The 12,031-nt window shown below is 65.2% G+C and carries 11 protein-coding genes; 1 reads left to right on the top strand and 10 read right to left on the bottom strand.

Going from position 1 to position 12,031, the window contains the following annotated elements:
- Positions 1-26 precede the first annotated feature (26 nt).
- From tmk to M2390_RS07205, 8 genes are all read right to left on the bottom strand, one after another.
- The gene (gene tmk / locus M2390_RS07175) at positions 27-656 is read right to left on the bottom strand and encodes a dTMP kinase (protein ID WP_259177807.1); all 630 of its coding nucleotides are present in this window, start codon (positions 654-656) and stop codon (positions 27-29) included.
- On the bottom strand, positions 656-3,625 hold the full coding sequence (gene topA, locus M2390_RS07180; protein WP_259177808.1) for a type I DNA topoisomerase: 2,970 nt from the start codon (positions 3,623-3,625) through the stop codon (positions 656-658). The genes tmk and topA overlap by 1 nt, the downstream gene beginning before the upstream one ends.
- A gap of 311 nt (positions 3,626-3,936) precedes the next feature.
- A complete protein-coding gene (locus M2390_RS16185) occupies positions 3,937-4,329 on the bottom strand; it encodes an Rv3654c family TadE-like protein (protein WP_396822712.1) in 393 nt (130 codons plus the stop codon).
- On the bottom strand, positions 4,308-4,766 hold the full coding sequence (locus tag M2390_RS16145; RefSeq protein ID WP_310503970.1) for a TadE family type IV pilus minor pilin: 459 nt from the start codon (positions 4,764-4,766) through the stop codon (positions 4,308-4,310). The genes M2390_RS16185 and M2390_RS16145 overlap by 22 nt, the downstream gene beginning before the upstream one ends.
- A 3-nt stretch (positions 4,767-4,769) precedes the next feature.
- Positions 4,770-4,970, bottom strand: coding sequence for a DUF4244 domain-containing protein (locus tag M2390_RS07190; RefSeq protein WP_259178064.1), 201 nt, complete (start codon positions 4,968-4,970; stop codon positions 4,770-4,772).
- Positions 4,971-5,260: 290 nt separating this feature from the next.
- Positions 5,261-6,472 carry an MFS transporter gene (locus tag M2390_RS07195; RefSeq protein WP_259177810.1) on the bottom strand — a complete coding sequence of 404 codons (1,212 nt, stop codon included), beginning with the start codon at positions 6,470-6,472 and terminating at the stop codon, positions 5,261-5,263.
- 131 nt (positions 6,473-6,603) lie between these two features.
- Positions 6,604-7,137 carry a hypothetical protein gene (locus tag M2390_RS07200; protein ID WP_259177811.1) on the bottom strand — a complete coding sequence of 178 codons (534 nt, stop codon included), beginning with the start codon at positions 7,135-7,137 and terminating at the stop codon, positions 6,604-6,606.
- A gap of 674 nt (positions 7,138-7,811) precedes the next feature.
- A complete protein-coding gene (locus M2390_RS07205) occupies positions 7,812-8,840 on the bottom strand; it encodes a CpaF family protein (protein WP_259177812.1) in 1,029 nt (342 codons plus the stop codon).
- Between the two features lie 478 nt (positions 8,841-9,318).
- On the opposite strand from M2390_RS07205, the gene acs reads away from it, so the two are divergent.
- The gene (gene acs, locus M2390_RS07210) at positions 9,319-11,292 is read left to right on the top strand and encodes an acetate--CoA ligase (RefSeq protein WP_259177813.1); all 1,974 of its coding nucleotides are present in this window, start codon (positions 9,319-9,321) and stop codon (positions 11,290-11,292) included.
- An 85-nt stretch (positions 11,293-11,377) separates the two neighbouring features.
- Here the strand turns inward: acs and M2390_RS07215 are convergent, their stop codons facing one another.
- Positions 11,378-11,848, bottom strand: coding sequence for a RidA family protein (locus tag M2390_RS07215; protein ID WP_259177814.1), 471 nt, complete (start codon positions 11,846-11,848; stop codon positions 11,378-11,380).
- The gene (locus M2390_RS07220) at positions 11,845-12,015 is read right to left on the bottom strand and encodes a DUF4177 domain-containing protein (RefSeq protein ID WP_121689646.1); all 171 of its coding nucleotides are present in this window, start codon (positions 12,013-12,015) and stop codon (positions 11,845-11,847) included. Before M2390_RS07220 ends, M2390_RS07215 begins: the two co-directional genes overlap by 4 nt.
- Positions 12,016-12,031: the final 16 nt, after the last annotated feature.

Below are 12,031 nucleotides of genomic sequence, written 5' to 3' on the forward strand. Positions count from 1 at the left end.
CCCGCGTCCCAACAGGCGACGAACCGTTAGTCAGCCAGCAGGGCCGCGACCCGCTCCCGAATCCGGGTGGCAAGGTCGTCAATCGAGAGGGTCGCGTCCAAAACCAGGAACCGTTCGGGTTCGGCCTGCGCGAGTTCAAGAAACACCGTGCGCACACGCCCGTGGAACGCGCTCTTTTCGGCTTCGAGCCGGTCGAAGCGGGTGCGAGCACTGTTGAGGCGTTCACGGGCGTTGTCCGGATCGAGGTCCAGCAGGATGGTCAGGTTGGGCCACAGGTCCCCGCTTGCCCACACCGAGAGCGCGCGCACCTCGTCGACACCGAGTGCGCGACCGGCACCCTGGTAGGCGAGGGACGAGTCGATATAGCGGTCCTGCAGGACGATCTCGCCACGCTCCAGCGCGGGCCGAATCTTGGTGTCGATGTGCTGTGCCCGGTCGGCCGCGTAGAGCAGCGCCTCGGCACGGGAGGAAATCTCCCCCCGGTGGTGCAGCACAATCTCGCGCAGCTGCTCGCCCACCTCGGTGCCGCCGGGCTCGCGTGAGCGCAGGGTGGTTTCCCCGCGCTCACGCAGCCACACATCAAGCAGCTCGGCCTGGGTGGTTTTCCCGCTTCCGTCCCCACCCTCGAAGGTGATGAACAGTCCTCGGGATGCCACTAGGCCTCCGTGTCCGCTGCGGCTGCCGCGGCGGTCGACTTAGCGGTGGTCGACTTGGCCGCGGTCGCCTTGGCAGTGGTGGACTTTGCCGCAGTCGATTTTGCTGCGGTGGACTTTGCCGCCGTGGACTTTGCCGCGGTGGACTTTGCCGCCGTGGTCTTGGCAGCGGTGGTCTTCGCAGTGGTCGACTTGGCCGCGGTTGTCTTGGCAGCGGCGGTTTTTGTTGTGGCCGCCTTGGTGGTGGCTGCCTTCTTGGCCGGAGCCTTCTTCGCCGGAGCCTTCTTTGCGGGGGCCTTCTTCGCCGCGGTCTTGCGCGGGGTTGCCGGGCCCTTCGCACGCTTGAGTGCGAGCAGCTCGACCGCGCGTTCGAATGTGATCTCCTCGACCGATTCGGCCTTGGGAATGGTCGCGTTGGTCGTGCCATCGGTCACATACGGACCGAAACGGCCATCCTTGACCTTGATCGGCTTCCCGCTTTCGGGGTCCTCGGCGAACTCCTTGAGCGCACTGGATGCTCGACGCGCGCCGTACTTGGGCTGCGCATAGATTTCCAGGGCACCAGCCAGGTCGATGTCGAAGATCTGATCCTCGGAGGTCAGCGAACGGGTTTCGCTTCCCTTCTTCATATACGGTCCGAACCGGCCGTTCTGAGCGAGAATCTCCTCACCACTTTCGGGATCGGTACCGATGACCCGGGGAAGATCCAGCAGCTGAAGTGCGGTGGCCAGGTCGATCGTGTCCAGCGACATGCTCTTGAACAGCGACGCGGTACGCGGCTTGGGGGCCGCGGCGGCCTTTTTGGTGCTCTTCTTGGGTGCCTCGACAACCTCGCCGGTCGCCGGGTTCACCTCGGGCTCGGGTTCGGGGTCAACCTCGCTCACATACGGACCAAAACGGCCGTCCTTGGCAATGATTTCCTTGCCGTTTTCGGGGTTCACACCCACGATGCGATCGGTGAGCACCGGCGCATCGATCAGCTCCTGTGCCTTCTCGGCGGTGAGCTCATCGGGGGCCAGATCCTCGGGGATGTTCACTCGACGCGGGGTGGCCTCGGGATCAGCGCCCTCCTCGCGCACCTCGAGGTACGGGCCGTAGCGGCCAATACGCAGCGTGATGTTGTCGGTGAGGTGGATCGAGTTGATCTCACGCGCATCAATTTCGCCGAGGTTGTCGATGACCTGACGCAGACCCTCCCGGCTGTCGCCACCGAAGTAGAACGACTTCAGCCAGTCGGTGCGGTCCTGCTCACCGGCGGCGATGCGGTCGAGGTCGCCCTCCATCGAGGCGGTGAAGTCGTATTCCACCAGGCTGCCGAAGTGGTCTTCCAGCAGTCGGATCACCGAGAAGGCGATCCAGGTGGGGATGAGCGCCTGACCACGCTGGCTCACATAACCGCGATCCATGATCGTGGCGATGGTCTGCGCGTAGGTTGAGGGACGCCCGATACCCAGCTCTTCCAGCGTCTTCACGAGGCTCGCCTCGGTAAAGCGCGGCGGCGGTGTCGTTTCGTGCCCCTTGGCTTCGACCTCTTCCAGGGCCACGGTCTGGCCCTCGGTCAGCTGCGGAAGCTTTGCTTCCTTGGCGGCGGCGTCGCCCCCGCGCTGCTCGTCCTGGCCCTCTTCATAGGCCTGAAGGAATCCGCGGAAGGTGATGACCGTTCCACTCGCGGTGAACTCGGCTTCCTGGCCCTCGACGGTGGCCGCAAGGGTCACGGTCGCGGTCTGCCCCTTGGCGTCGGCCATCTGCGATGCCACGGTACGCTTCCAGATTAGCTCGTACAGGCGGAAGTCATTTCCGCTGAGCGAGGACTTGAGCGACGCGGGAGTCCGGAAGTGATCTCCCGAGGGACGGATCGCCTCGTGGGCCTCCTGGGCGTTCTTCGACTTGCCCGAGTACAGGCGGGGCTTGTCCGGGATGCTGTCGGCACCATACAGGCTGGTCGCCTGATCGCGGGCAGCGTTGATCGCCTGCGAGCTCAGCGACGGCGAGTCGGTACGCATATAGGTGATGTACCCGTTTTCGTACAGCGACTGTGCCACGCTCATGGTCTGACGTGCGGAGAAGCGCAGCTTACGCGCGGCCTCCTGCTGCAGGGTCGACGTGGTGAACGGCGCAGCCGGACGACGCGAATACGGCTTGGTTTCCAGCTTGGAAACCCGGGTGATGGTCTCCGGTGCCTGGAGCGCGTCGGCAAGCTTGGCGGCACTGGCGGCATCGAGCTGACGGGCACTACCGGTCAGGACACCGCGATCGGAGAAATCGCGACCGCTGGCGATGCGCTCACCGTCGAGGCGGACCAGTCGCGCCTCGAACCGGGTGGGGTCTTCGGCTGCGGCAACCTGGACGGCGATGTCCCAGTAGTCGGCGGAGACAAACGCGCGACGTTCTTTCTCTCGCTCGACAATCAGGCGAGTGGCCGCGGACTGCACTCGACCGGCGGACAGGCTCGGGCCCACCTTGCGCCACAGCACCGGCGACACCTCATAGCCGTAGATGCGGTCGAGGATACGTCGGGTTTCCTGCGCGTCCACGAGTGCAACATCGAGATCACGGGTGTTGTCCTTGGCCGCCAGAATGGCGTCCTTGGTGATTTCGTGGAACACCATGCGGCGTACCGGCACCTTGGGCTTGAGGACCTGCAGCAGGTGCCAGGCGATGGCCTCTCCCTCGCGGTCCTCATCAGTTGCGAGCAGGAGCTCGTCGGCATCCTTCAACGCACGCTTGAGATCGGCGACGGTCTTCTTCTTGGTATCGGACACCACGTAGTAGGGTTCGAAGCCGTTGTCGACGTCCACGGCAAACTTGCCCATGCCGCCCTTTTTGAGCTCGGCAGGCAGGTTTTTGGGTTCGGCAAGGTCTCGGATGTGTCCTACCGAGCTCAAGACTTCATAACCGTCTCCGAGATACCCGGCGATCGACTTCATCTTGGTCGGCGACTCTACGATGACCAGCTTTTTCGTGTTGGACACCCGGCTCCTTTCGTCAGGCACACCATACACACCTAGACCGTGTGCGGGCCGTATTGGCACTTGATGGAACACCCCTATGATCCTCCTATTTATACATGAGTGTGTTGAGGCGGCGAATTTCGGAGGGTTCCACGACGGCTAACGTCACCGAGATTGTTACCATTCCCCCACCGCGCTGGAACCGTTCTGGCGTGTTGCCCATCCCGCCGGGATTCCGCGTGTTCCCGGGCATGCGAGCGGATCGAGCAGACAGGCGATCCGATCCATACCTCTTATATAGGGTGTTCGCCGACGGCACGTGTCCGGTTTCTTTAATCCCGTGTGTCGTCCGTGAGAAAACCCGCGAATGCAACACCCCGAACCGTCACCCCGGCGACCTGCCGTGTCACCGTGACACGAAGATCGGCCTCCCCTACCCGGCAACCGCTCAGCGTGACACCATTGGCCTCGGCAACGCGCCGCGCGGCATCGCAGGGGTCCCCCGAAGCCAAACCGGCGAGGACCCGTGCACCCGATAGGGCGACCGAATCAGCCAGTGCCCGTACCTCCGCCCGCGTCTCCAGAGAGAGCGCCGAGGGAATGGACACACTCGCACACAGCAGGAGCATGCAGAACAGGGCAAGCCCCAGCACGGTGCCCGAGCCTCGCTCGGACCGGACGGCGCGCACCCACCCGAGACCCGCTACTCCTCCCGAAGGGTGCATACCCGGGCCTCCAATTGCAGCGGGAGGAAATGCCCCACCACACCACTCACCGGAATCCCCGCCGTTGCACACACCAGATTTTCCTGCCCCGCGAGGGACACCGCCACACCGGGCAGGAGCGTGCGCGCCTGCGCCGCGATGCTCTCCTCGGGGTCTCCGCGTGCGAAGGATCGGGCCGACTGCCCCGCCACGTCCCAGAGCCGCCCGCGCGTGGTGCCGGCGGCAAGCACCCCCAGGCACAGCGCGAGGACCACCAAAACCGCCGGCATCACAAGCGCAAACTCTGCACTGATACTCCCCCGCTCATCACGCAGGCGGCGCTTCGCCGGGGGACGTCGTCCGGGCAGAGGCTGGCGATCAGGCCTGGATCGAGGCTCCCCCGTCAGACGCGGGGCTCCCTCGTGTGTCGTGGGAGGCACACGGTTGTACACAAGCATGAGTTAGCCCGGAATCTGGAGCGCCGCGCGGACCAGATTGGTCAAAAGCTCACGGACCTCCCCGCTACGAATGATCACCACCAAGAGCCCAGCAAAGGCCACGGCGGCCATGGTGGTGATTGCATACTCGGCGGTCACCGCGCCCGTCTCATCGATCAGAGACCGACGAAACCCGGTACGGAGCCGGCACCACCCCCGCTCCAGGCGTTCCGGAAGGGCCCCGAGCCCCGGCACACGGTGCCCCGCGTGTATCGGTGGATGTATGGGTGACTGAACAGATGAGGCATATGCAGCGGGATGGGTGTTCATGATGGTTCCTCTCGATTGATTGATTCCAGTCTTGTGCGGGCCGCCCAGGAGCGGGAAAAGACGAATCAATCGGTGGAGAACACCGTCAAAAAACCGGGCTGTGGAGGAATCTCTTGGGCGCGTTGATCGCGCCTTATTCACTTTCGGCAGGGTGCTATGACAGGGGCCGAGAGGAGCATGACGGATTAGCGGGTGCTCGTGGAATCCACCCCGGTGGGGGCGGGTGCTGCGCCCCGCCAGGTCGAGCGCCGGTAGAGGGGAAGCCCCGCAAGCGCCGCCAGCACCAGCACACCGCACGCGAAGGCGGGTAGTGCCGAGTAGCCAAAGGCCTGTGCCAGGAACGAGGGCACGAGCGCGCCCAGGACCGCTCCCAGTGCGATGATTCCGTTCAGCAGGCCCATCGCCGAGCCCTCGGGCCCCGGGTAAATCTTCACCACCATGAGGGTCGCGGCAACAACCTCAAACGAGTAGGCAGTCGCCGCGACAACCAGGGCGGCCGACCCGATCACCGCCTTACCGGGGACATCCCCCATCGCGGCGATCGCCATCGATCCAAACGCGATGATGCTCGCGCCGACCCCCAGCAGAAGCACCGCTCCCGGTCCCGTCTTATTGGCAACGGTCCCCGCAAGCGGATAGCAGAGGGTGCCCAGCGCGGCACCGATCAGGAAAAGGATCGACGACATCGAGGGGGTAACGGCGAACGCGTCCCGCATGACCAGGGGAACAACGTTGAAGAATGTCTGGACACCCATCATCGTCAGCAGCCAGGTGAGCAGAAACACCCCGATCTTTCCGCGCACCAGTGTGGCCACGCCACTCGTGCGAGTGGATGGCTGCGCGGGGGCGGCGGGTTTCAGCCGGGGCAGTTGAGCCCTCCCCAGGAAAAATCCTGTGGCGAGCAGCACCGCCGAGAGAATCCACCCGAACCGCAACTGGGTGGCGGCGAGCGCGGCGATGATGAGGCCCACAACCTGTCCCACCCCGTAGGCGAGCCGGAACCAGCTCAACCGGTTATTCCACTCCTTCATTGGCCGCGCCTCGACGATGAAGAGGCCGGCCACGGTTCCCGCCAGGGAACCGGCCCCGCCGAAGATCAGCGCCAGGGGCACCCAGATCCAGACGTTGGACGCGAATGCGAACCCGATCATGGCCAGCGCCATAACCGGGAAAGACCAGAGGAAAACGCCGCGCTGGAGTCCCTTGCGATCGGCTAGCGATCCCAAAACCGGGGCCAAGAGCCCACCCGCATAAAAGGCCGCCACGACCACACCGACGAGGGTCGCGCCGTTTTTGCCCCCGTCTTCCACGCTCAGCGGGATAAAGATCGGTGCAACCCCGAGCATCATCATGCCCACGAGTGCATAGGCCACATACCAGGGTTGCGTCCACTTCATGACTCACACCCTATGGGTGCGGCCATAACGTGTCTATGCGTTGTCTCCGATTGGTAAAAGTTGGGCGCAGATCCGCGAAATATCAGCCCCGGACGAGGGGCAATAGGGTGCCGGGGCCGCTCCCGGTAGGGTCAGGTGATCACGGTACCGAGGCTGTCGTGGAGCAGGGTGAGCATCATCGGGGCCACACCCAGACAGAAGAATGCGGGCAGTGCTCCCGCTCCGAGGGGAATCAACAATCGGGTACCCAGACGGTTCACACCGCGGAGGAGATCGGACGAGCGACGATCACGCAGAGACTGAGCCTCGGCTCGCAGCAGGGCGTGAGCGGCGATCCCGACGCTCCCCGCGAGGCTCAGTGTCTCGTGCAGCGAGCGGAGAGCGTCCGCGGGGACGGGGAGCCCGCAGCGAGTCAGCGCACGCTCCGCGCATTCGCGTGCAGACACCGGGCTCAGGCCGGCGGCTAGGCCGGTTGCCGTGAGTTCGAAGATCACATCAGGTTCGGGCGGGACACGCAGTGCGCGTCGAATCAGTGACCCGATCCAGACTGCGGTGAGCGCACTGAGCCCAACCCCGAACCCCAACAGAACCTGACCGGGTGCCGTTCCGGTGAGGGTATCGATAAGCGAGAATCCCAGGGCCTCACCAAACAGGGTCGAAATCACGGGTAGCCAACACACCAGTCTTGCGCTTGAGCGAGGCCCCGCGGCTTCGGCCGTACAGGCGCGCCCCAGGCGAGCACGCGCCCGGAGGGCTGCCGCAAGCTCGTGTACTCCCTCGGCAAGCGGTGCACCGGTCTGAGCGGATACCGACCATGTGGCGGCCAGGCGAGCCCAGGGGAGGGAGGTATCGACGACGGAATCCGGACGGGCCGCGCGCCGAAGTTTGCGCCCACGGTGCCTCGCGCTCCCCGTTCGCTCGCCGCCGCTGTCCCCAGTTCCACTTCCCCTTTCCCTTCCACGGGCAGGGTGTCCCAGGTTCCCCACCGCCAGGAGGGCGGAGGCCGGGTCCTGACCCATGTCCAGCGCTCGCTGTACCGCCCGTAGGGCCGCGGGGTGCCCGCGTCGGAGCCCGGCCACACCAGAGTTCTCGGACCCCCTCGTCCGAAAGACCGCCGCAAACCCAGAGCGGCGTGCGATGCCTCCGTTCGATGCATCCGAGTGCGGCGCGGGTGCCCGGGTGACCACCGAGGCCCAGGCGACGGCAGGAGTGAGCCCCGCCCCCAGGAGCGCGGCTAGTCGCTCCAGGTCTGCGGCACAGGCGTCGTGATACTCGGGACGATCGTTTCGCCCCCGTGCGTGCGCCCAGGAGCTTCGCGACGGTACCGATGAACGCTCGCTCATCGGGCCGCACTCCACACCGTCACGGCACGCAGCATGCCGGATGGTCCGCGTTCAAGGCGGCCAATGGCCTCCAACCCTCGCGGACGGTTTCCGCGCAGGTGCAGGACGAGATCCAGAGCGCTGACCGCCTGGCTGGCCAGGGCGGCCGGGGAAAGCCCGGCCAACGCACCCAACGCCTCCAATCGCGCCGGGACATCGCCGAGAGAATTGGCATGAATCGTGCCCGCTCCCCCATCGTGACCGGTGTTCAGCGCGGAGAAGAGGTCTTGGATCTCCGCCCCACGGCACTCCCCCAGGATCAGGCGATCGGGCCGCATCCGCAGGGCCTCACGCACCAGACTGCGCAATCCGAGGTGTCCGACTCCCTCGATATTGGCCTGACGTGCCTGCAGCGAAATGAATTGCCGGCGGTGCACCCCCAACTCGGCCACGTCTTCCACCGCGATGACCCGTTCGGTCTCGGGTGCCGCATCGATCAGGGCGGCCAGCAGGGTCGTTTTACCCGACCCCGTGGGCCCGCTGATCAGGATGTTCCGGCGCTCACGCAGCAGATCGATGATGAGTGGCGATGCATCCTGTGTGCCGTCGGAGCCAAAGAACCCCGCCCCGGCCAACCCGTCCAGGGAGATCGGGTTCAGTGCGGGCACCCGCACGCTGAGCTGAGTGCCGTGGGGTGCCACGGGCGGGAGCACCGCGTGGACTCGCACACCCCCGGGGAGCCGGACATCCACGCAGGGTGTCACCTCGTCGATGTGGCGTCCGCCGAGCGCGATGAGCCGAACGGCTAGGGCACGCACCTCGGCCTCCGGGTGGACGTCGTGATCCGCGGGTTCTAGACCCCCGCCACGGTCATACCAGGCCCCGGCCTCCGCGGATAGAAAGATGTCGCTGACCCCGGCGCGCAGGAGTGGGGTGGCCAGCGTTCCGAAATGCCGAGCAAGGCCCACGCGCTGGTCCAGCGCCCGCGCCTCCTGCTCGAGGATGGGCGAGGGCGGGCGGCTCGAAACTTCGCTGAGTGCTGTCATGCCACGAGCGTAGGTTTGGCGAAGCAGGGAGTCGCGGGGCACTCGAGTTCTGTGGATGAATCGCTGCGGACATCCGGGCTGTGGACAACTGCCCAGCGGCGGCGAGACGCGGAAAAACCCGCCGGAAAAATAAAAGGGCGGCATCCATTGGGGGGAATGGATGCCGCCGCAAGCGACACTGGATTGGGGGGAATCCGTTGTGCGCTGCACGCTCGAAATAAGAATTTCGGCCTGGATTTAGTGTACGCCCTCGACGTCGATTTGACGACCCCTGTCCACCAAGTGGATGACACCAGTTCGGGGGACACGAGGGGCACTCCCGCATGATTCCGCGGAACGTAACCGAATCCACATCAAAAAAACTTTTTGGTGGATTCTGCGGACACGTTCTGAGCACCCGATTTTTCGGAGTACGCTGTGTGTGCATGGCCCACATCGAGGTGGGAACACGTCATCGCAAAGGAGCGATTTAGCCGTCATGAATGCCCAGATTGATAATCTGCTCACCGAAACCCGTCGATTCGAGCCCACTCCGGAATTTGTCGCGCAGGCAAATGCAGATGAGACGCTCTACGATCGCGCTCAGGCAGACAGGTTGGGTTTCTGGGCGGATCAGGCACGCGAGCTGATCAGTTGGCAGCGCCCCTTCACCTCGGTGCTGAACTGGGAAAACCCGCCGTTTGCCAAGTGGTTCGAGGATGGCACGCTCAACGTGGCCTATAACTGCCTGGACCGGCACGTGGAGGCGGGCAATGGCGATCGGATCGCGCTCTACTGGGAGGGAGAGCCCGGCGATACCCGGGCGATTTCCTATGCCGAGCTGACCGATGAGGTCAAGCGCGCGGCAAACGTCCTCACCGACCTCGGTGTCCGTGCCGGCGATCGGGTGGCCATCTATCTGCCGATGATTCCCGAAGCCATCGTCTCGATGCTTGCGGTTGCCCGCCTGGGCGCCGTGCACTCGGTCATCTTCGGTGGCTTCAGCGCCGACAGCATTCGCGCCCGCGTGGACGACGCGGCGGCGACCCTGATCATCACCGCCGATGGGGGCTATCGCAAGGGCAAGGTCTCACCACTCAAGCCCGCCGTGGACGCGGCCCTGGAGGCCCGCGGCGACCTTCCCACGCAGCAGACCGTCCGCAATGTCCTTGTGGTGGGCCGCGGCGGCAACCAGATCGAGTGGACCGAAGGTCGGGACCACTGGTGGCATGAGCGCGTCCCGGCGGCATCCAGCGTGCACGAGCCCGAGGCGTTCCCCGCGGAAAACCCGCTGTTCATCCTCTACACCTCGGGGACCACGGGTGCCCCCAAGGGCATCCTGCACACCTCGGGTGGGTACCTGACCCAGGCCGCGTATACCCACCGCAATGTTTTTGACATCCACCCCGAAACCGACGTGTACTGGTGCACCGCGGATGTGGGCTGGATCACCGGACACACCTACGTGACCTATGGACCGCTCGCCAATGGCGCAACCCAGGTGCTCTACGAGGGAACCCCCGACTCCCCCAATCCCGGACGCTGGTGGGAGCTGATCGAAAAGTATCGGGTCAGCGTGTTTTACACCGCCCCCACCGCGATCCGGGCCGCGATGAAGCTCGGCCGGAAGATCCCCAAGCGCTCGGATCTGTCCAGCATCCGCCTGCTGGGATCGGTGGGTGAGCCCATCAACCCCGAGGCCTGGATGTGGTACCGCAAGGTCATCGGCGGCAAGACCGCCCCGATCGTGGATACCTGGTGGCAGACCGAAACCGGTGCGATCATGATTTCGGCCCTCCCGGGCGTCACGGTCACCAAGCCCGGCAGCGCCCAGGTTCCCCTCCCCGGCATCGAGGTTTCGGTACTTGAGGAAAACGGGACCCCGGTCCCGCCGGGAAGCGGCGGCCTGCTGGCCATCACCGAACCCTGGCCCAGCATGCTGCGCGGCATCTGGGGCGACCCGGATCGATTCCGGGAGACCTACTGGAGCACATTCCCCAACGCCTACTTCGCCGGCGATGGCGCACGCCTGGATGCCGACGGTGACGTCTGGCTGCTCGGGCGTGTGGACGACGTGATGAACGTTTCCGGGCACCGGCTCTCCACCGCCGAAATCGAGTCGGCACTGGTGGCGCACCCGTTTGTCGCCGAATCTGCCGTGGTGGGGGCCACCGATGAGACCACCGGTCAGGCGGTGGTGGCGTTTGTGATCCTCAAGGAGAGCCAGGCCGAGGAAACCGCGGACCACGCGGCGGTGTCGGCGGCACTGAAGTCACACGTGTCCACGCTCATCGGGCCAATCGCTCGTCCCCGCGACATCTTTGTGGTGGCCGAACTGCCCAAAACCCGTTCGGGCAAGATCATGCGCCGCCTGCTGCGCGACCTGGCCGAGGGGCGTGAGGTGGGTGACACCACCACGCTCGCGGATACCACGGTCATGCGGATCATCTCGGCGGACGTGGCCGCCCGCTAGCGCCGCGTATCTCATATCCGCTTCGCCCCAAAACGAGTGGCACCCGACCCCGAGGTCGAGTGCCACTCGTCTGGTGTGTGGGGAACTACTCGAAAGCCACCACGATCTCGACCTCCACCGGGGCGTTCAGCGGCAGTACCGCAACACCAACAGCGGCCCGAGCGTGCTGCCCGCGCTCACCGAAGATCTCGCCGATCAGGGTCGAGGCTCCGTTGATCACGGCGGGCTGGCCGAAGAATTCGGGGTCCGAGGCGACGAAGCCGTTGATCTTGACGATCCGGGTAATCCGATCCAGCGAACCGATCTGCGCCTGCACGGCTGCCAGCGCGTTGAGTACCGCGATGCCGGCATAGTCGGCGGCGATCTCGGGGCTGACCAGCCCATCTCCCTCGCCCACCTTTCCCGTCTCGGGCAGCGCGCCAGAGACGAAGGGCAGCTGTCCCGAGGTGAATACGAGGTTTCCCTCGGTCACCGCGGGCACATAGGCGGCCACCGGAGCGGCGACCTCGGGCAGGCTCAGACCCAGCTCGGCGAGACGGTCGGCGATGGTGCTCATGCCTGTGCCCCCTCCTCGATCAGCGGACGCTTGAGGTAGGCAACCAGGCCACCCTCGGGTCCGTTCACAACCTGAACCAGCTCCCAGCCCTGCTTGCCCCAGTTGTTGAGGATTGCGGCCGTGTTGTGGATCATGAGCGGCGTGGTGAGGTACTCCCAGCGATTCATGTTTCTCCTTAATAAG

Source organism: Mycetocola sp. BIGb0189 (assembly GCF_024810155.1).
GTDB classification, from domain to species: domain Bacteria; phylum Actinomycetota; class Actinomycetes; order Actinomycetales; family Microbacteriaceae; genus Mycetocola; species Mycetocola lacteus.